At 60.8% G+C, this 21,074-nt stretch carries 9 protein-coding genes; 1 reads left to right on the top strand and 8 read right to left on the bottom strand.

Annotated elements, in window-relative coordinates; all coding sequences use genetic code 11:
• Positions 1-62: 62 nt before the first annotated feature.
• Positions 63-1,637, top strand: coding sequence for a sulfatase-like hydrolase/transferase (locus PLL20_12725; protein HPD30855.1), 1,575 nt, complete (start codon positions 63-65; stop codon positions 1,635-1,637).
• Between the two features lie 28 nt (positions 1,638-1,665).
• Here PLL20_12725 and PLL20_12720 read toward each other — a convergent pair whose 3' ends face one another.
• The 8 genes from PLL20_12720 to PLL20_12685 form a co-directional block, all read right to left on the bottom strand.
• Positions 1,666-2,421 carry an SGNH/GDSL hydrolase family protein gene (locus tag PLL20_12720; GenBank protein HPD30854.1) on the bottom strand — a complete coding sequence of 252 codons (756 nt, stop codon included), beginning with the start codon at positions 2,419-2,421 and terminating at the stop codon, positions 1,666-1,668.
• A 214-nt stretch (positions 2,422-2,635) separates the two neighbouring features.
• On the bottom strand, positions 2,636-5,815 hold the full coding sequence (locus PLL20_12715; GenBank protein ID HPD30853.1) for a DUF5060 domain-containing protein: 3,180 nt from the start codon (positions 5,813-5,815) through the stop codon (positions 2,636-2,638).
• A gap of 170 nt (positions 5,816-5,985) precedes the next feature.
• Positions 5,986-8,388, bottom strand: a complete 2,403-nt coding sequence (locus PLL20_12710; protein HPD30852.1) for a dockerin type I domain-containing protein — start codon at positions 8,386-8,388, stop codon at positions 5,986-5,988.
• Positions 8,389-8,405: 17 nt separating this feature from the next.
• Positions 8,406-11,321, bottom strand: a complete 2,916-nt coding sequence (locus tag PLL20_12705; protein HPD30851.1) for a hypothetical protein — start codon at positions 11,319-11,321, stop codon at positions 8,406-8,408.
• 122 nt (positions 11,322-11,443) lie between these two features.
• The gene (locus PLL20_12700) at positions 11,444-13,909 is read right to left on the bottom strand and encodes a hypothetical protein (protein HPD30850.1); all 2,466 of its coding nucleotides are present in this window, start codon (positions 13,907-13,909) and stop codon (positions 11,444-11,446) included.
• Positions 13,910-14,232: 323 nt separating this feature from the next.
• Positions 14,233-18,252 carry a hypothetical protein gene (locus PLL20_12695; GenBank protein HPD30849.1) on the bottom strand — a complete coding sequence of 1,340 codons (4,020 nt, stop codon included), beginning with the start codon at positions 18,250-18,252 and terminating at the stop codon, positions 14,233-14,235.
• Between the two features lie 798 nt (positions 18,253-19,050).
• On the bottom strand, positions 19,051-19,938 hold the full coding sequence (locus tag PLL20_12690; protein HPD30848.1) for a prepilin-type N-terminal cleavage/methylation domain-containing protein: 888 nt from the start codon (positions 19,936-19,938) through the stop codon (positions 19,051-19,053).
• Between the two features lie 41 nt (positions 19,939-19,979).
• Positions 19,980-21,074 (bottom strand): GntR family transcriptional regulator (locus tag PLL20_12685; GenBank protein ID HPD30847.1); only part of this gene is annotated, 1,095 nt, incomplete at its 5' end.

The raw sequence follows: 21,074 nt of genomic DNA, 5'->3' as shown, positions 1-21,074 counted from the left end.
ATACCGGGCGCGGCTGACAGCCAGAGTAGCCACAAGGCTTCTTTAACGGGAAGGACAGGTCAATGACTTCGATCATAGCGAAGATGACACGGGATCATGATGGGAAGCGTCTTTCGCGGTCGATCGGGTCGGCTGGGCGACTTGGTGGCGTACTCCTGTTGGGGCTGCTGAGCGCGTCGTTATGGGCGGCCGAACAGAGCCGGAGCGGGCCCAACCTGCTGTTCATCTGGACGGACGAGCAACGGGCGGACACCATGGCGGCATACGGGAATACGAAGATCCACGCCCCGAATCTGGACAAACTGGCGTCGGAAAGCATCGTGTTCAGGAACGCCTATGTGACCCAGCCGGTTTGCACGCCTTCCCGCTCGTCGGTGATGACCGGCCTGTGGCCGCACAACAGTGGATGTACCACCAATAACGTCCCTCTTCCACGACAGGTTCTTTGCCTGCCTGAGTTGGTCGGCGATCGGGGATATCGCACGGCCTATATGGGCAAATGGCACCTGGGAGATGAGATCTTCCCACAGCATGGCTTCGAGCAGATGGTATCCATTGAGGACGGCTACGCCCGGTACTACGGGCCGGGTCGAGATCGGACCCAGCGCAGCGACTACCATCGTTTCCTGCTTTCGAAAGGCTATAAGCCAAACCAGAAGGACGGCACTTTCGGCCGGGAATTTGCCTCCCGTCTGCCCATCGAGCACTGCAAGCCGAAATTCCTGGAGACCCGGGCATGCGAGTTCCTGCGACGGCATCGCGATGAGCCTTTCATTCTCTACGTCAATTTCCTCGAGCCGCACATGCCGTTTTTTGGCCCGCTGGATCGCGAGCACCGCCTTGACGAGGTGTTTCTTCCCGCTAACTTCTCCGATCCCCTGGAAGACAACGAGCCGCTGCGCTACCGGCTCATGGGCGAGTACTGCGCCCGGGTGTACGGCCGGGACGAAGCCGCTTTTAAGGAGCTGACGCGCAAGTACTGGGGACTTGTGACCCAGGTGGATCGTAGCATCGGTGAGATTCTCAAGGCGCTCGATGAGCTGAAACTCTCCGACAAGACGATCGTCGTTTTCACCAGTGACCACGGCGACATGATGGGTTCCCACAAGCTTGTCACCAAGACGCTCATGTACGAGGAGTCGGTCCGGGTTCCCTGGTTGATGCGTGTTCCTGAGCTGGGTCGACAGCAGCGGATGATCACCTCTCCGGTGAGTCACATCGACCTGGTTCCGACGCTGCTGGACCTGATGGGCATGCGTGTTCCCGACGGCCTTGCGGGTTATAGCCTCGTTCCGCTGATGCGAGGCGGGAAAGCGGCCGAAGATCATGTTTTCATGGAATGGAACCCGGGCACGGGCGTTCATGTTGTTGAGGGGGGCAGCAAGATCGCCTCCCAAGCCGAGATTGATCGCATCCGCGAGGCACGGATCCGGACCATTGTTTCGCCCGACGGCTGGAAGCTGTGCCTGAGCGACACCGACAGGAGCCAGCTCTTCAATCTACGGGACGATCCCGGCGAGACACGGAACCTCTTTGATTCGGGCCGGCACGAGGACGTAATCGTCCGTCTGACCGAACGGATCCGCCGATGGCAGCAGAAAACCGGGGACACCATGAAGCTGCCGGACGGGCGATGAGCTCGAGACACTCGGGGCTTCTCCGCCGTCACGGTTTCCTGACGGGCTCGACCTTGGCGTGACGCATTTGCCGCACGGCCTTGGTCCATTCCGTGTTCTCGTCATGTCGGCGAACCGCCTCCGACAGTCCTGAGCAATGCGTTGCGAGGATCTCGAAGATCTTATTGGCGATCAGCAGGTTCCCGACCTTATTTGCGTGCACGCCGTCCTGATGAACGACCCAGTCGGCGCGGGCCTCGGCCGAGTACACATCGGCGTACAGGGAGCCCGTTCGCTCCGCGAGTTGGCGAATTGCGTCGTTGTAAACCAGCGTGGCCTCGACGCTGCCGCGGTCGAACGGGGGATACCACCCGTAGCCGGTCATGTGATATACGTTGACCAGCACGATCAGGGCGCGGCAAGACGACTGCACGTCGCGAACGATGGTTTCCAGTTCGCTGATGAAGTCATTGACGTTCATACCCGCTCTCATGTCGTTGAGACCGTACGCGATGATCACCAGATCGGGCCCGGCCGCAATGACCTCCGTTTGATACCGTTCCATGGCGCTGGGTTTTCGCGAGGCCGCGTACCCGGGGCTCTTCGGCGATATCACGCTGGCCCCGATCCCGCAGTTAACGTACTCGACGGGCTCGGCCTGCACGCGATTGATGAGCGACACGAGGACGTCGGCGTAGCGGTCCTCCTGCGCGGGCACCCAGCCTCCGCCCTCGACGGTGCTTTCTCCGAGAACGACCACTCGCTTGAACGGTCGTGGCCGCGAGTCGCTTGCCGGGTTGATCATGTGAGCAGGCCTCCCGCACGACACTGGTGCGATCGCAAGCAAGCAGGCAATCCATCGCCGCCATCGCACGTAGCGTCGACTGAGTTGGGAGAAACAGATCGTGTCATCAGAAGCACTTGTAGAAGCAACCATGGTGACTCCTGTTCAGGCATGTTGTTGAGGGGGCAGGCAGCCAGAGATTGCCTGGTTCCGGTCTGCGAATGCGCGTCCAGGGTCAACAGTCAGGCGGATTTCCCGGACCACTCAAGCAGCTCTGGAAGACGGCGAAGTCATTCTGGTCGATCGCCCCGTCTCTGTCGAGGTCGGCTTTCTCGCATCCGGACTCATAGGGCGAGGCGGAGCCCGAGAAACATGCCTGGAAGTATCCGAAATCGGACTGGTCCACGTCGCCGTCACCGTCAAAATCTGCCGTGGCCGGAAGGTCTCCGCCAGAGAAGATGTCGACCCGATCCTGGTCCAACTGAGCGTAGCCCATGTAGTAGGTACGGAATTCCAAACGATGTGCATCACCCGGATTGGCGAAGGGGAGTTCAAAGGGTTGATAAACGCCGGATGTCGTCCACTGCCGCCGGGCGATGGTGACCGGACCGGCCAGCAAGGTGGCTCCATCGGCGTCGTAGACATCCAGTCGGCAGATGCCGTTGTTGTCCGCCGTGTTGTTATCCACGCGAAGCCAGAAGCGGGCGGTGAGCGGGCCGGCCGGCAGAGCGCTCGTGTAGGGCCCATAGGTACTGAAGGTGTTTGGGTTTGCGGTCGTGATCCGCCAACCTCCGGGGATGGCGGTGCCGGCCAAGTGACCCATGCTCGCACCTTCGGCCTCGTAGGTAGCCAGCGGGGCCGGACCGACCGTCACCGACCATTCTTCGGTGTCGCTGCCCTGACTGTTGGTGGCCTCGACGAGGAAGGTGATGGTTTGCCCATCCTCGCCGGCAGACGGTGTCCAGCCACTGAGCAACCCGCTGTCGTCGATGACCGCGCCGCCGGGTCCCTGGAGAATGGTCCAGGATGGCAGCGGCCGGCCTTGGGCGAGGCTCAATTGTCGGACATACTCCGCGCCCACATAGGCTGCGTCCGGATTCCACCCAACCGGGTTGATCACTGGTGCACTGTCCACGGTCGAGACGTTGGCGACGCTCACTTCGTTCAGATAGAAGGACGCTCCGCTTGCGCAGGCGATACGAAAATCGGCACCACCGTTCTGACGGTTGCCGAAATAGGCGTCGGTCAGGGCGAATTCGCGGATCTTCCAGGTATTGGAGTCGGTCAGAGTGATGGTTCCCCCGCTGGTATAAGCACCACTCGTCGAATCATAGTGTAGGGTCAGGATACCGGTGCCGGTGTCGTAATACTCGACGCTGACGTAGCAGACGGGACGATAACCGGCGTACATGTAGGCGTCGGTCACGTTGAAATACATGTAATTGTCATTACCCGCTACGGCGTTCCGGCGGCAATTCCTTCCGCCGACGTCGGCGGGGACGGTGTCTCCGTCACTCGGCTGCACATTGTAGATGCCCTGCTCAATGTCGGTGGTGCCCAGGTCGACCGACACCCGTTTGTGGTCATGGGGGATGGCGCCGGCCTGGACGCCCGACGAATAATGGTATTCATCATCACGAGCAAAAGCGGTGTAGTAATAGGTGACTCCTGCGCTGAGACCCGAATGTACATACGTGTGGCTGGAACCGGGCATGTTGGCCAGGTTGACCACCGGCTCGCCGTCGGTGGGGGAGGTGGGGTAACCCGTTGTCTTACAGCGGATGACTGTGGCGATGAAGTTGGTACTGGACGGGTTGGTCCAGATCAGTGTGTTGCGGTGTTCGCCAGGTGTTGCCGTGAAGGACGAAACCGCCGCCGGCGGCGTATCATCGAGGTCGCGGCAGACGTAGAGCACCCAGTCGTTGCTGTCGGGCGGGGTCATCGTGCGAACGCCGCCCGGGGAAACGGAAAACGGCGAACCGAAGGTGCCGTTGCGAGGATCGTACCACCGTCCGATCAGCGCCGAGCCGGCTGCCGAGAGATTGAGTGTGAAGCTGCCGCCCATCGTGTAGGCCACGTACCAATAGTCGGTCTTGGCCAGGCAGTTGCCCGTACTGGCCAGGCCGGGCTGCAGTGACATCCGCCAGAAGGGCACGGATTCAATGAAGCTGCCAAGATGGCTGAAGTAGGGATAGAACCAGCCCTGCGGACTGACCGAGGCCCCGTGCATGGCATAGCAGAGTGTTTCGTTGTTGTCTTGCGGCAGGTGTCCCGGCATGCATTCGTCGGCATAACTGATCTGTCCGCCATAGGTGGTGGTGATCCAGGCTGCCTTGCGCATGTTGTTCATATCCCGGCTGGAGTCGGGCTGATACTTGTTGCCCTCCCACAGGGTTTCCTGAGCGTATATGGGCTTTTGAGCGGTGTTGTACAAGGTGATGAGCTGCTGGTAGCGGCCGGGGTTCCAATCGTCGAGTTTATCCTGGACCGTGTGGTAGGTGTACGCCGTCATGGTCTTGATTTCCGTTGCGGGCTCAGCCAACGTATTGCCCGGGTGAATCGAAACAGGGTGGCGGCCGCCGTCAGAGTTATAGATTTCGTTGAGAATCTGCATTCCCTCGGCGGTGGAGTAGGCCTCGGCATATTCGCTCACGGGGCAGTAGGCCACGTTCCAGTATCCGCCCCAGCGGGCCACCCAGTAACGGATGAACCGCTGGCGCTGGTCCCAGGTGGACATCTTGGGGATACCGTTGGTACCGCCCAGGATCGAGAACGGAAAGACGACGATACCGCGCTCGGCGCATTTGCGGACATAGACGTCGAGCTGTCGCCAGACGCTCAGCTTGTAGTTGGTGTAGTCGCTTCCTTCCCATGGGATCTGATTAAGCCCCGTGCCCCAGTTGGCCAGATGCGGCCCGTCGACCACGTTGAGTCCGTTGGCCTTCATGAAATCCAGCGTCTGTTCGAGAACAGGCTCGGTGAAGGTCTCCGGTCGCCAAAGATGAAACGCCCGCATGAAGAAAGGCGTGCCGTCCGCGTGCTCAAACCATACCGGCGTGGCCGTGTCCGTTTTGAGCGGCCCGTGCAGGTTACTCGCCACGCACGAGAACGAGCCGGATTTGCCCGGTGCGCCATCACTGAACGTGCAGGTGTAGGTCCAGGTGCCGAGTTGATCGGGCATGAACCGCACCCGCCAGGTGTTGTTCCCGTCGTAGAATCCGCGAATGGAGGTGTTCTGCGACGACGGCGAGGTGAAGGTCGCGTTCAGGGTGACGTTTTGGAAGGGGTTGCTGTAGGAGTTGTAGTTCATCACATTCGTTTCGAATGTGTCATACTTGCCGACATCAACTGCAAAGCTGATACCGGCAAACCCGTGAGCGATCCACAGGATCAAGGTCAGGTAACGAGTCGGCATCGCTGAATCCTTCCGTGCAGAGCACTTGGTAGACGGGAGACCATCGCAGGATGCTCGCCGATGAGCCTCCACACCAGCCATGATTGCAGGCTTCGGTCAATACCGGGAGAGCGGTAGCTCCTGTGTGTGTTTCTGTTCCCGGATTACCGTATCATGACCTTCATTCTCCATCAGCATCCCGGCGGACTGTCGGCTCCCCCAAGGCAGTCATAAAACTGGGCGAAATCGGACTGATCCACGTCGCCGTCTCCATCGAGATCCGCCTTCTCGCAGCCCGTGCTCGGTGTCTGTGCCGTACCCGAGAGGCACGCCTGAAAGATCCCGAAATCCGTCTGGTCCACGTCGCCGTCCCCGTCGAAATCGGCCGGGGTCGGTTCATTCACGGTGATGGTCACGAGGTCCTCGCCGGTCAACTGTGAGTCGGTGGCAAGGAGCCTGAGTACATAGACACCCGCGGTACCGAATGACGCGGTCGTCTGGAGCGCGTTTACATTGTTGAACGTGACCGTTCCCGGACCGCTCTGCTTGCTCCAGGTTACGATGATCTCACCCGGCGGATTCGGCAGGCCGTCATCGGAGACCGTGCCGGTCAGGTTCGCGCTGTTGGGCAGGGTGATGGTCTGGTCCGGTCCGGCATCCACCTGGGGGGCCTCATTGTTGTCGAGAGGTGAGCCTTTGACGATCACGTTGTCGATTCGTCCGGCATCCGTGATGGTGTTGAACTGCCATTTGAACTGGACTGCAAAGTCGGGGTTGTCATTGGCGGCCGGCACAGCGGCCAGCCTGATCACCTTGTGCGTCCAGGTCGTCGGCAGATCGGTACCTTCATTGAGTTGCTCGGCCGCAGCCCAGGGGCCGCCGGTTCCCGAGGTGCTGTAGTAGACGACCAGCTTGTCTTCGCAACTGCCCTCGAGAATATCTGCGACGCATCCGCCGTCACAACCGGCGGCTGGGGGACTGTTGAGGGCAGCCATCACGTCATATTCGATCTGAATATTGGTGAATCCGACCGTCGAGATCTGCCTGGTGGCCAAGCCGCCTTCGCGGGTGCAGCTATCGGCGTTGTTGGTCGCGCCGTTACCGCCGGCTTTCAGATTGCCGCCTGGGTTGCCGCCGGCGGAATCCCAGATCGCATAGCCCGGGTCGTACTGGATGCTGGACCGCCAAGCTTGCAACGTCCAGCCCTCAGCCCCGCTGTTGAATGGAAAGCCGGCGATCGTGTCCGCAGGCGGCGATATCACCTGGACCAGCCAGGACTCATCATCGCTGCCGGCGGAATTCGTCGCTCGGACGGTGAGCGTGAATGCTTGCGCAGCCTGGGCAGGCGCGGGCGTCCAGCCGTGGACACGACCGGTACTATCGACCTGCGTGCCTGCCGGACCATCGATCACGGACCAGGTGATCGGCGAAGTGCCCTGTGCCAGACTCAGTTGCCGGATGTATTCGGTTCCGACGGTGGCCCAATCCGGGTCGGGAGACACCTCGGTGATGACGGGGGAAGCGTCCTGCGGCGATCCGCGCCAGACTTTCACGACCTTCGGTGTGCTGCCTTCGAAGTAGGTCACCGAGGCCACCGGAGTGTTCTGAAACTGGCCGACGTAGCAGCCGGCCGACGTCGTGTCGAACTCGTGCATCATGTCCCAGGCTGCACCGTCGGAGGTCGCGTAGAGGCGAGGACGGTTCTCGGTTCCGGCGTACAGGATCTCCATGCCGTTGCCGTAGTCAATGATCGTCATGCCGATCACGAACGCCTGGCCGGTGTTGAGCACTTCGGTCCAGACGCCGGACGGGTTTCGCTTGTAGATTCTGCCGTTGCCGCCGGCGTACATGCTGCCCTTGAAAAAGGCCATGGAATGCATGGCCTTGCCGGCCAATTCCGAAGCCCAGGTGCTGCCGTCGTATCGTTCGATACCCAGCGTGGCCGCATTGTTGCGTCCCCGGGTCCCGATGCCGACATAGAGGTTGGTGCCGTCGGAACCCAGCGACCAGGCCCGCAACTGCTCACCGGTCCTGTAGTTCTTGATCGCCGTCCAAGTCGATCCGTTGTGTTCATAGATGGTCAGCGTGGTGTTTGCCGCATAGGGCACCACACCTGTGTAGAGCTTACCATTGAAGACGGCCATGCCGAACGAGCCGAATTGCATGGCCCCCTCGGCCGTTCGGGTATAGGGCAGCGAGACCGACCAGTTACCTGCCGAGTCTCGGACCATTACGCCATGGTTGTAGGCACTGTTCGAGTCCGTCTCGCACGTCATATACAACTTGTTGTTGTAGACGGTCAGAGAAGTCAGGTTCTCGAAATCGCGGCCGGTACCCCAGTTGTCGTCAAGGAAGTCGTCGACCCAGTCGCTGCCCGTCCATCGTTTAACCACACAGGCACCGTAATCTCCCATCGGGGCCAGCAGCGTGCCATTGAACTCGCGAGGACAAAAGCCCCAGTTGGCCTCCGGATCGGGTGATCGGTAGCTGCTGCCCATTTGCGACCAAATCAACGAGGGTCCGGCGGCGAGCGCGGCCCGAACGGTCAGGACGACGGTTATCCCAAGAGCACAGGATCCGAGTCGACGTTGCATCGCACACCATCTCCCGATCAGCAGCCCGGTGGAAGATCTTCCCCGCCCAGGCACTCATAAAACCGCGAGAAATCCGCCTGATCCACGTCTCCGTCGCGGTCAAGATCGGCCATTGCGCAAAGGGTCTCCACAGGCTGTCCCGACCCTGTCAGACACGCCTGGAAAAGGCCGAAGTCTTCCTGGTCCACGTCCGCGTCACCGTCGAAATCGGGAGTCGTTGCGGGATTGACCGTGATGGTGACGGTGTCTTGACCGCTCAGTTCGGAGTCGCTGGCCGTGAGTTTCAGCACGTACGTGCCGGCCTGACTGAACGAAGCGGTCGTGACAGCCGCATTGGCGTTCTCGAAGGTAACGGTGCCCGGCCCGCTCTGCTTGGTCCAGGTTACGGAGACCTGGCCTGGCGGATTGGGCAGCCCGTCATCGGTAACGGTGCCGGCCAGGTTGGCAACGGCCGGCAGAGTGATCGTCTGATCGGGACCGGCGTCGACCTGAGGAGCCGCATTTATTGCGCCGCCACGCGGCGGCGTCGGGGTGTTGCCCAGGTCTTGCGTGTAGATTCGTAGCAGCGAGTAACACGTGCCGGGAGCTCCGCCGCTTTCCTGCACGCCGCGCGGCCCTGCGCGGAAGGTCGCTCCCAACTGAATGTGCAACTTCTGAGGTGACCAGGTTCCCACGGCTTGCGGCGACGGCGGGCTGATCTCGCTCAGCGTCTGGCCCGGTGTGCCCCTCCACCAACGGACTTGCGAACCGTTCCAGGTCATGCGGAAGCGATAGGTTGTGCCGCCGTTCCAGCCCAGCACGTTGGAGCGTTCCTCCCGTGTGGCGTTGCCGCCAACGACGGTCATTTTCATTCGGTCGGTGTTTCCGTATGTATCGTCGTAACTCTTGCGGATCAGGGCTTGATAGGGGCTGTTGTAGTAGTCGCCGCCGGTGGTTGCCGGATTGAGCCCCGTGCTGTCGCAAGCCGCCATCAGCTCGTTTTTCGTGCAGCCGCTGGAAGGATTGAGGCCGCTCACGTCGAACTCGATTGAACCGACGTTCCACGTCCCGATTCGGTCGTACCAGACGAAATCGACGCTGCGCGGCTCGCTGGTGTTAAACTCGTCATACCCGCCGGAGTGCGAAAGCGTGTAGCCGCCGGAGGAGAACGTTCCTGTACCGTACTGGCCGCTGATGTTGCTGGTGTCAACCAACATGTCCTCGAAAACCGGCACCGTGGGCGCCTGGACCGTAACCTGCCAGCTTTCGTCGTCATGTCCTTGGCTGTTGGTGGCTCGAACGGTTATGGTGAGCGACTGGCCGGCCTGTGCCGAGGTTGGCGTCCAACCGTACACGTAGCCGGTACTGCCGACCTGCACGCCGCTCGGCCCGCTGATCACCGACCAAGTCGGGGCCGGGTAGCCGCCGCACAAATTGAGCTGTCTGGTGTATTCCTGGCCGACTATCACGGTGTCCGGGTCCGGGGAGACTTCGCAGATCACCGGAGGGTTGGGCATTTGTTGGGCACGCACTTCAACATAATCCAGCTTGAGGTAGCTGTTGTCGTGCCAATAGGTACGCCATTCAAGCCGGTTGCCGGGAGTGCCGTAGGCGAAGTCCAAAGTGAAGTCCTGAAAGACGTTTGCCTGGGTGAACTCCTGCCGGGTGATGGTTCGGGTGGCCAGGATCGTGTTCGTGTCGATTGTGTAAACGTCGATTGTCACCACCGGCTCGTTGTCGGCCGTCACGTTGTCGATGGACATCCGCCAAGTGGCCTGATAACTGTCGGCGGGCAGGCGGGTGATGTACGGTCCGTAGGTGAGGTAACCCGCTGAGTCCTGGGCCACGTTGGCCGACCGGGTCGAGCCGTCCCGCCGGCCGATCAGCTTGGCCAGTTGCTCGTCGTATTCCGGCTGATAGCGCAGGACCTTCAAATCGTTGCCCGCGACGTGGGGGCTGAGCCAATTGGTGACGTTCACTTCCACGCTGTCCCACTGGGCATAGAGACGGCCGTCGCCGTCGGTCATCTGGAATGAGCGGTGGGGCGGGGTGCTCCCGGCATTTGAGCCGTTGTGCAGACACCAACCGGCGGCACCGGCCAGTTTGCCGCCGTTGCAGTCCCGCAAGTAATCGTCTTCCACCGGGTTGTACGTCGTGTAGCCTCGCCGGAACGGTTCCTGCAAATGGATCGGGATCCGCCAACCGAGGTTGGTCATCCAGGTGCAGTAGTTGTTGACCGTGCCAATGGTCTGGGCGGAACACCCGGAGCTCCGGCACAGATGCGGGCAGATGAAATCCATCTTGGCGATGTTCTTGAAATCCGACAATTGGCTTTGCGAGTTCGGGTTGCTCGATGCGGTACAGAGCCGGGTGGGGTCGATGGCCTTGATGGCATTGATCAAAGCGCCGCATTCAGACAAGCTGACGTAGCGACCGTCCTGTACGTCCCGCTCGTTGGAAACGTCGATGTACACATTGCGATAAGAAAGCAACTGGTTAGCCAGGGTTTGCACACAGGTCAGGTGCTGAGCCTGGGTCCGAGCGCCCACCCACGTGCCGTAGGCGTCGCGGTTCAAAGTGACGTCCACGATGATCCCGCGGTTGTTGCACTCGGTGATCAACGTTTTGAGCCGGGTCATGTACGGTTCACGGACTTGTCCGTCGTAGGTCAGCACCGACACATCCTCACCGGCGGGCGTCTTCCAGTGCCCCCAGACGCGGATCCAGTTGAAGCCGTCGGCCACCATGTCATCCAGGTCTGAGGTCCGGTAACTTGCCGTGGTGATCGATTGTGCTCCGTAATAGCTTACGCCCTTCAGATAGGTGGGCACCCCGTCGAGCGTGAAAAACCGCCCATCGGCGCTGATGCCGATGGTAACCGCATACGCGGGGAAACCCGGCGCGCCCAACAAACCGATCAATGTGCAGAGGCTGATAGTGTTTGTGCGACCCATTCTACCACATCCTTATGTCATAAACCGATATCCCGCCGCATGCCCCTTTGTCCGGGGCCCTCCAACCCTGTCTGTTTCGTCCATCGCGCCGACCGGGTTTGCGTTCCTTCTCGCACCCTCGTTTAACAACCCGGCGGCTGATCCGGTCCTCCCAGGCAATCGCGGAATTTCGCGAAATCGACTTGATCCACGTCTCCATCTCCGTCGAAGTCGGCTTTGGCGCAGTCCGGTCCTGACGGTTGTCCTGTCCCTGACAGGCATGCCTGAAAGTAACCGAAATCCTCCTGGTCCACGTCGCCGTCCTCGTCAGAATCGCCTGGGATGACGGCCGTGGTGAATCTCCACACTCGCCCGTGCAGAACAGGGCCGCTCTCTTGGAGTTCGTCCACACGCCAGTAGTGTGCGATACCCTGGCGCAGCAACCCCGGTGGATCGAAGCTTTCGTTCCCGATGGGAAACAGCCCCATGAATTCCGGTGAGTCAACTTCCGCATTGCCGACCGATTCGGAGTCCAGGCCGAAGTACAGGCGATGGCCTACCGCTGTCTGTCCTGCCGTCCAACGAAGGATGATTGAGGGGGGCACGTCAATGGCTCCGTCGGAAGGTATCGGTTGCGTTGCCAGTGCAAGCACCTCGATCGGGACATCCAGGCTCTGGCCGAACCACGCCACGCTCTCCTGGAGCATCTGGAAATGGAGTGTGTAAGCCCCGAGAGCGGGTGCTGTCAGGTTGACGGCGAAGGTCTTCGGCCGTCCGCGGAAAATGCCGCCATACGTCGGGATCTCATCATCTGAGTCGTCGATCAGAAACCGCGACGGTCCGAAAGGCGACCCGCCATCGACGTCAACAAGGACAAAGTCGTCCACGTAAACGTCCACGAATTCATCGGCGGCGGTTTTGCGGTTGTTCCAGCCGCCGATCTCGACGGTGTGGTCGGCCGGGCCCGACAGCCGAAAGACTCGCGAGTACTCCCGCCATCCGGTGTCCTGGTCGGTTCCGGCACCGCCTGAGAATCGAGCCAGGTAGCTTTGACCGCCGAGTCCATAGGCCTGTCCGTCGAGCTCGAAGCGGGCTTCTCCGGCCTCGGTGCTCTCGAGGGAAGCGGGCAGAAACAGCCGATACCGAAAGCCAATGTTCACGTTCATCGTCCGGTCGAGATGGAACGTGCGGGCCCAGGCCGTTGAGGCCCCGTTGTAGTAGGCGGTATTGTCGACGTTGCCGGTACGGGTCCGCAGGCCGCCGCCGGAGAATCCGTAGCTCGCATTCCAGTCCCCATTCTCGTAGGCGGTGTTGCCGGATGTGCCGAAAGCGTTGCGCACCAGGGTCCAGCCGTTTGCAGAACTGTCGAACGTGCAGTTCAGCAAGGTCGGTCCCTGAAGTCCGAGCTTGTAGAAGCCGGCATTCGACCACTGGGCGTTGCCCTCGTTTCGTACAACAATCCTTGCGTCGATGGATTCACCTGGATACATGACGGCTGGGATGTCGTGGGCAAGAAAACGCGCATCTCTTTCCGCCAGTCGATTGAACTGCGCTGCGAACGTTGCGGTTGTATCGATGTATTCCCGAGAGTTGGCCGTCGAAGACCACGTGTCGGTGTTCGGGTTTGGAGGGACGATGTAGGGCGGACCGGGGTCGGCCGCATAGATTCCCGAACCCTCGTCGTACTCGCTCCAGGATTCGATGTAGACCCGGCCATACTGGGGGCTGTCCTTGATGATGCTTTGCCAGGCGTCCCGATAGTGCACTCCGCCGTCGCGAGCAAGGAAGAAGCCCGGATTACGGATGTTCTGGTCCCAGTAGCCGGGCTTGACCGTGTAGCTACGGACCTGTGGTGAGCCCGCCCACTCAACGAGGTAGGAGTTGGTTGAAAACTGCCAGACCAACTCGTCGCACCACGACGGATAGAGCCCCGACCAGGGTGTGGCGATCTGGTATACGCCGTTGTTGAAAACAGGATGCGTGGCTCCGAAGGCCGCCTTCAGCCGCGTTTCCACATCGGTGCGGGTCAGTTGGCTGTAGTTGACGACGTTCTCCATGTGCCAGGTATCGAGCATGACGCGGCCGTTCATGATTCCGAGATATCCGTCCGCTTGAGCATCGGGGTTCTTGGAGAAGTACTGGTTGAAGTAGCGCACATATTGGTTGACCCATTCGTCTTTGCCGGCGGTCGTGGCGACGTCAGGGAACGGCTTGCCGTACCATGTGATCGCGGGGTCGAGGAAGGGCACTGCTTTGGGCACCTCGTAACCCTGGCGGCGCAACTGGCACATTGCATCAAACAGGTTGACCCGCTGTTGTTCCGAGCTGGGGATAAGGTGGACGTACATCACGTCGATGTTCGCATCCATGATGTCCTTGATCTGGCGGATCCAGAAATCGGGCTCTCCGGTCCAATTCGCCCGTCCCTCGACCGGTCGCCAGGGACCCGATAACTGGCCGCCCGTGGCCGTATACCAGTGGAAGACGCTTGCGCTGACGAGCCGATCGCCGGAGATGAACTGCCGCGCGGGCAGATTGAATGTCCAGTCGGAGGCCAACACCGACGTAGATGCCAGCAGCACGACCAGTCCGCCCGGGAACCCCCGCATAGCTTCTTCTCCTCACGAACCCTCTTCACGCATTGTAGCATCCGGCCGCCGGCGGAATCCAAGAGCAAACGGGAATTCGCACAAGCTCGCGCCCGGAAGCAGGCAATTCCAGGGACGCCGAGGCGGAGCGCCTTTCTGCGGGCCGAGGCCCAAGCATGCGGTGACCGGGCACCGTGCGCGCAAGCCGCACAGATCTCCGGCCGTAAGGTCCAAGGCGGACCGCCTTTTTGCGGGCCGCAACCCAAGCGTACTGCGATCCAGAAACATGCGCGCAAACCGCACAGATATCGCACCGCAAGGCTCTAGATGTCGGACCAATCGCCTCATTCACTGTCACCTTCAATCCGATGCAGGCGGTCGGGCCAGTCGCGGCCCCAGTGTTCGAGCAGGTCGGCCAGGCCTCCTTCGAACCAGTAGATCTTCCCACGAATAGCCCGCTTGGCATGCGGAGGCATCCCGCCGATGTTCACGATGCTGTGCAGGCAGTCGGCGGGATGATGGTTCGTCACGTGCGAGGTCCGGTCCCAGTAGATGGCGCAGACCCAGTTGCCTTCGCGGTTCATCCGCGTGATCAGTCCGTAATCGATGGGTGCCTGTGCCCTGGCTTTGTAGGGCCCGATCAGGGGCATGGCCTCCAGCTTGCCGCCGGTCAGCAGGCGGTCCACATGGACGCCCAGCGGCGTGCGGGCCCCGACTGCTTCCGGCGAGGCGGGCAAAGTCGCCCAAACACCCTGGCGCACTACGTACGTCAGACTGGTCTTGTCGGGCTTATCCTTTTCATCCAGGTTCCAGAGGTCGTATTCACTGAAAGCGGGGGCATCGGCGATCGGACGGCGCCAGAGCTCGTTGGTCTTGCCGCTGAGGCGGAAACACTGCTGAATGCCGTAGTATTCGTTCAGGCCCTGGTCTTTGGTTTCCACAACCATCAGCAGGTCGACGCCATCGCCGGTGGGAGCCATGTAGAAGGTCCACTGTTGCGGGATCCAGTCCTTCCCGTCGACCTGCACCGCGTATTTGAGCACCTTGGGTCGCCGGGCAAAGTCCTGCTCAAGGCGGATCACCTCACCAGGATCGATACCGGCGGCCTGCAGATCTTGCGGAATCGGGCCGTACTTAAGCGGCGTGTGCTCGTGGAACCGGTAGCCGAAGCGATTGCCGGGATGAAGACGATTCACGCACGTGGCAAAGCCCTCGTTCTCAGTCAGATACAGAGTGGTCGGGGCAATGGGCATCGCTTGTTGCCCGGTGGAGGAGACTTCCTCGGCGGGCAGGATGATCTGGTTGTTCAGATCGTAGAGTTCCTCGATACCATCCTCGGGGTCCACGGCCACCCTGAACCGGGCACCGCGCTTCGGGGCGGCGTTTCTGAAGACGGCGCGCGCTATGGCCGGCTCCAGATTCGTAACGGCCGGTATCCCGGCCATCTTGACTTCGGAGACGACCGCCCACCCGTCGCCGCTTTCAGTTTCAAGGATCAGGTTGAACTCGCCGGCCTGCGCCGACCCGATGTTGTGTACGGTGACTTGTACATCGTTTCCGGTGATCGTCACATCGTTGCGGCCCACAGCGAGATCGGGAAGAAGCGGCGGCCGTGCGATCGCCTTCTGTAATCTCAACTCGATGACTGAGGTTCTGCCCGGAGGAAGGTCCAGATGGATCGGCGTCCCCCGGGATTTGTGGATGATTCTGACGGGGGGTTCCCAGGTGATTGGTCGGGCGCCGTCGCTCTGCTGGATACCCCGGTTCAGCAGATACTCACCGGGAACGAGTTGCCAGGGTTTCAGGCCGACCGGCATAGGGTCGTTGTTGAAATTGTGGATAAGCACGCGCATGCGGTCGGGTGAAGCGTGTAACACCAGTGCGGCGAAGTTCAGATCAGGCGTGTCCCATGTGACGGCGATCGTCGGAATCAGGCCGTCTTCGATGAGCGAGGTTACGGCGCCCGTGTACGCCGAGAAGATCAAGAAGTCGCCGGGAATGTCAAAACGGTCCGTCTGAAGGACCTCGCTTGTCTTTGCCGCCCAGTTGATCCGCAGGTCTGATATCGCGGGCTCAAGGGCCTTGGCAAAACGGTCGATGTTCCTGTCCGTTTGCAGACGCATCGATTCGGACAGGCCGAATTCGTCGTAGATTGATGAGCCCGTCAACCAGCGGTAGAGCGTGGTCACCTCGACCGACGGCTCACGGGACAGATCGGCCAACAGGTTCTTAAGGTGATCGCGAGGCAGGCTCTGGTCATACTCCGCGCGACCCGAAGACATGCTTGCCAGGTCCATCATCCGGTCGATCGGTTCGAGGAACTTGCGATCGCGGCTGAAGTAGTAGGCGCTGCAAAGGGGGAAATGGTACTTCCAGAGCTTGCCTGGCGACATACCATAGGCGTGGACCCTCTCATCCAGCCAAAAACGGTTCTCGGGCGGATAGATGTTGCCCGAGGGCCAGAACATGGTGAAGGGCATGTAGCCGGCAGGTTTTGGGCCGATCTCGGCCATGGCGATCTCGCGGAGGCCGTCCGCCCAGACCAGTAACACGTCGCGGGCTTGCGGAATTCCGTGCCAAGCCAGCCAGACGAAGTGTCGCATGGGCCGCGAATGGTAGATGTTCTGTCCGACGGCGCTCGGATGCAGGTTGACGCCGTCGGTTCCGAAATAGCACGACTTGAACTGCAGGAAGCCGCGCTGGTTGACTCCCATTGCGACGTCGCGGAGAAACCTGGCCGTTTTCAGGTTCCGCTCGACGTACTGGGGGTTGCCGTAGCGAAGGAGCATCATCAAGGGCTGCGAATCAGCGGCCGGCTCCGCCGCGTGCTCCACGTCACCGTCTTCGGGGTATCCGTTTCCGTGCAGCACATGTTCCCAGACGCCGTCGGCGAGCTTCCGGATGCCCTCGACGGGTATCTGCTGAGCGCTGGTGATGCACGCGGGCATTCCCCACGATCGCAGCAATTCAACGTCATCTCCCCAGCCGCCGCCCAGTTGCCCGTCGGTCGCCTGCCGCTCAGTAAACCACCAGTTGAGAATGGCGTGCGAGCGAGCCAGTCCCTCCTGCAAGAGTCGAGCCCACAACGGCCCCTCGGACTCAGCCCGAATCAGCTCCGGCCCCCAGGCCGTCTGTTCACCGGTCAGGTCGGCAATTCCCGGGTGGTCGGGCCAGAGCTTCTTGAGGGCGAGAAAAAGCTCCAGTGCTTCCTGAGACTGCCGCTGAAGGCCTGACTCGCGGGCCCAAGCCAGGTGGTACCGTGCGCGGTACAGCATTGCCTTGTAGTAGAAGGGGTTGTTCTCGGGGCCGATCTGGAAGATCCGCTCGGCATCTCGTTTGTTGCGACTCGGAATGGTCACACCGCTGAACCACTTGGCCAGCAGGGCGAAATCAGAGGTCGCCGGATTGTCCGGATGAGTTTTCGCCAGTTCCTGCGCAAGCTCCCATACCTTCTGCTGATCCGCCTCTTTCTCGAAGAACGCCAAGTCGCCGAGAACATAAGCCGATGCGACCACGCTCTCGCGCGTGGGCGGCTTCACGGAAGTCAGCAGCTCGAATGCTCGGGCGTACTGCCTCGCGTTGTAGGCTTCGATCCCGGACCGGACTTGTTCGGGCAGCGACTTGCCTCCCGAATAGGCAAGCGTGCGGTTCTCCCAGCGAAAACCGAAATCGAGGGATTCCGGCTTGCGGATCAGGATGGGGCCGTCGGGTGCCGGCGAGACTCGTTCGTAGACCTTGACGTGGTCGACATACATACCGCTCCACGTCACCAGGCAGACGCGGCGAAAACCTGGACCGCCGAGCACGTCCGGGTCCGTGACTTCCAGGAGTTTCGTTCCGTTGACTGTGTAGCTGACCCGCCGACCCTCTTTCTCGGCGACGCACTTGTAGGTCTTGCCATATTCGATGACGAATGGCGGCTTTTCATCGAGTTGGTATGGCATGCAACGGGCGATCGACGTGTACAACTGATTGGCCTGGTTGCCACGGGCGCCGAATTGCAGGAGGTAGCCGTAATTGATGAAGTTGCTGCCACCCAGACCGCAGGCGATGTCGCAGGGCGGCATTTTCGGGTCCGTCTCGGCGTCGAACTCCAGCCGCACGTCGTCGGCGAAGTCGCGGTTTATCATGGCCACGACGCAATCGCTATTCGCGGCCACGTGCATCCGGCCGTCGACGATCTTGCCTTGGCCCAGGACGAAGTCCCACTGCTCGCCGGGTTGAGGCCGATCGAACGAGTCTTCAAATGCGAGTCGCCACTGCGCGGTGCCCTGTTCGTCGCCAATGGCCATTTTTACCGTGCAGAGCATCGCGGCTGCCACGACCACAGCGGCAACGATTCTGATTCGAGAGAAAGGCTTCATGCACACTGCTCTCAGATTGAGCTCTTGCTCACGTCAACCATCGCTTCCCTCGCTGCCGAACATCGGGAGCTGAGCGGTAGACGTTACCATCCGACTGTGCTCTCGCCGTTTAGTTTTACCGCCGCGTTGCTCCGGATCGGAGGACGGAGCACGAATGCATGCGGCGTGTTCCCAAACCGCGGTACCCCGAGACTCACGACCAGCCTCGGCCTGTTCAGTGGGGTCTGCCCAACCCCTGCCATGGGTGCTCTTGCCGGCGTGCCTCACCCGCTACCCCGATTGACCTGGATTTCGACGTGCGGCGAGCACTATCCGCTAATGTTCTCTGTGCTCGGACTTGCACCAAGGGCACGTGTTCGAATCTCCGGTCTGCCCTGCGGAGGCGCCCTTTATCGGAATCAGCTTGCGACAATGATTGCATCTCACACCGAGATAAAGGCTCGCTTTGCTGCAATTGGGGCACTCTCGCGGCCACTTCTCCAGGCTCGGCGCGTCTCCCACGGCGACCTCGCACTCATGGCCACAGCTCAAGCAGACCGCCGGGCGCAGCACGGTGGAAGACTCATTGTCCGACCAAGTCCACCAGCAGACCCCCAGCAGGACGACCACGATAGCACCAAGCATAACCACCCTTCGTGACCAGCCGGGCGACGTGTCGGGAGCATTCGTCATCCCCCATTCCTCCTGAATACCTGAGCCGCGGGGCCATGCCATGGCCGCGTCACTCGTGATGTCGACCGCAGCCGGCAGACGGACGTGCTGATCGCGCCGAAGCCGGGACCAGACACCGCAACAACGTCATTGAACCATTTTCTTCCATTCCCAAACACTGCCGACGCGGCTGCGAATGAAAAACTCTGCATGGGCATCAACGAAGAGAATGTTCATGCCCTTGTCACCGTGATTGTCCCAAGACTCAGGGTAGTTGTTGCTGTCAGTGCCCAGGGTCCCGGGCGCCCCCATGACGTTGCCGCTCTCATCCGCATCATGCATGATAAATGTGCGCGAGGGGGCGGGCTTCAGGACGTTCAACGTGAGCGGCTTGTTGCCCTGCCAGAGTGGATGGTCAGGGGTCCAGTCTGGTGGCCTGGCGAAGTACCAGTTTATCACCGGGAGCTTGCTACCCCGGGTATACCAGCCGTTGTACTCATAGCTGGTGCCGAACCCGTTGCTTGAGACCTTCTGTGCGAGGTGCTCGAAGTCGTTTTGTCCGACGATGCCGTTGGTGGTGATCTCCACAGTGAAGCCGTTCAGCGCGGGTTGCTTCACGATCTTCTCCGGCGTCCTGACACGATAGGTCGTGGCCGGGCACGAGAAGCTTGCGATGTTGCGGGCGTACTTGCGGTACCAGAGGATGAAGAGATTGTCATCACCAGGCCCCCATGGCTCGTTGGGGTTTGATGACGGCGTCGAGCCCAAGTACGGCGTAGGGGGGAAGAACGCGTTGTTCTCGTGGGCATATGTGTTGAGGCAGATGCCCAGGTCGTGAAGATTCGTGTTGCACATGACCCTCTTGGCCAGGTCGCGGGCCTGCCTGAGAGAGGGCAGCAAAATGGAAATGAGCAGCGCGATGATCGCGACCACGACCAGCACTTCGATCAGGGTGAATCCTTTGCATGCGGGGGTGCGACGCGACATGCGGAACCGCCGCCATGTGCCCGTGAGACAATCGGTACGTGCGTACATGAGCTGTACCTCCGAATACCTGAGCTGCATTGTCTCGACCATCAGGCCTGGCGCAGATCCGCCACGGACTGTCGTTCAATCAGATCCACGTCCACTCGGACCTGTTCAGGCTTCATGGTCTTGTTGTCGGCCAACAGTCGTCGTTCGAGCAACTCGACCGCTTTCAGGCCGAGTTCATTGGTTCGTTGGGCTATGACAGTCAGGGGCGGCGTCATTGCCCGGGTGATGTCGGAATCGTCAAAGCAAATCACCGAGACGTCCTGGGGCACCCGCAGTCCCATTTCCCTGCAAGCCTTGTAAAGGCCCCAACCGATGTAGTCGTTGAGCGTGAAGAAAGCGAGCGGAGACTTGAACGTCTTGAGAGCCCGCAATGCCGCCTGGTACCCACCCAACCACCGATGATCCTCCTGGATACCGCGAGCCGACATCTCCGGGTCCACCTCCACTCGCCACTGCGGCCCGGGGTTGATGCCGCGGTTCCGGAGCGCAAGCTCATAACCTCGGATGCGGGCGGCGATCGACGACACGCTTGGAGGCTCAGTCAACATGTAGACGCGCTCGTGTCCCCGATCGAGAAGATACTGCGTGGCCTGGTACGCCCCCTTCTCGTGTTCCGATTCGATCGTATCGACCTTCAAGCCGGGGATGGACCGGTCCAGCAGAACCATCGGCATGCCGCCCAGCTTGAGTTTGAAGAGCGCCTCGATATTGTCATCGTTACCCGTCGGCAGAATGATCGCCCCGCGAGCAACCGTATTTCGCTCAAGGCGTTCGAGGCTTCGCACCTCAGCTTTGGGGTCCGAACGAGAATCATAGATCTGCAGTTCCCATCCGCGGTCCTGGCAAGCCCGTTCGATACCTCGTGCGATCCCCAATTCGAACGCCCCGCCGATGTCGTAGGTGACGAGGGCGACGACGGTCTGTTTCGAGACAGGCGCCGTTCCGTAGGGGCGGACAAAGGCTCCGACGGCCGGCACCCGGTAGGCGCATCCTTCGCGCTCAAGAATCCGAATTGCGCATCGGACCGTATGGGTGCTGACTTTGAACTGCTCAGCCAAGTCTTGGAGGGCGGGCAGCTTGACTCCGGCGGCCAGATGCCCGTCCAGCATTTGTCGCCGCAACGCCTCTGCGACGGC

This window comes from Phycisphaerae bacterium, assembly GCA_035384605.1.
In the GTDB taxonomy this organism is placed as follows: Bacteria; Planctomycetota; Phycisphaerae; order UBA1845; family PWPN01; genus JAUCQB01.
The sequence above is the reverse complement of the archived record's forward strand: the minus strand, read 5'-3'. Positions and strand labels throughout refer to the sequence as shown.

Coding starts and splice junctions, on each gene's coding strand:
- PLL20_12690 (HPD30848.1), bottom strand. CDS start 19,938: ATGTACGCACGTACCGATTGTCTCACGGGCACATGGCGGCGGTTCCGC.
- PLL20_12710 (HPD30852.1), bottom strand. CDS start 8,388: ATGCAACGTCGACTCGGATCCTGTGCTCTTGGGATAACCGTCGTCCTG.
- PLL20_12720 (HPD30854.1), bottom strand. CDS start 2,421: ATGATCAACCCGGCAAGCGACTCGCGGCCACGACCGTTCAAGCGAGTG.
- PLL20_12700 (HPD30850.1), bottom strand. CDS start 13,909: ATGCGGGGGTTCCCGGGCGGACTGGTCGTGCTGCTGGCATCTACGTCG.
- PLL20_12725 (HPD30855.1), top strand. CDS start 63: ATGACTTCGATCATAGCGAAGATGACACGGGATCATGATGGGAAGCGT.
- PLL20_12695 (HPD30849.1), bottom strand. CDS start 18,252: ATGAAGCCTTTCTCTCGAATCAGAATCGTTGCCGCTGTGGTCGTGGCA.
- PLL20_12715 (HPD30853.1), bottom strand. CDS start 5,815: ATGCCGACTCGTTACCTGACCTTGATCCTGTGGATCGCTCACGGGTTT.
- PLL20_12705 (HPD30851.1), bottom strand. CDS start 11,321: ATGGGTCGCACAAACACTATCAGCCTCTGCACATTGATCGGTTTGTTG.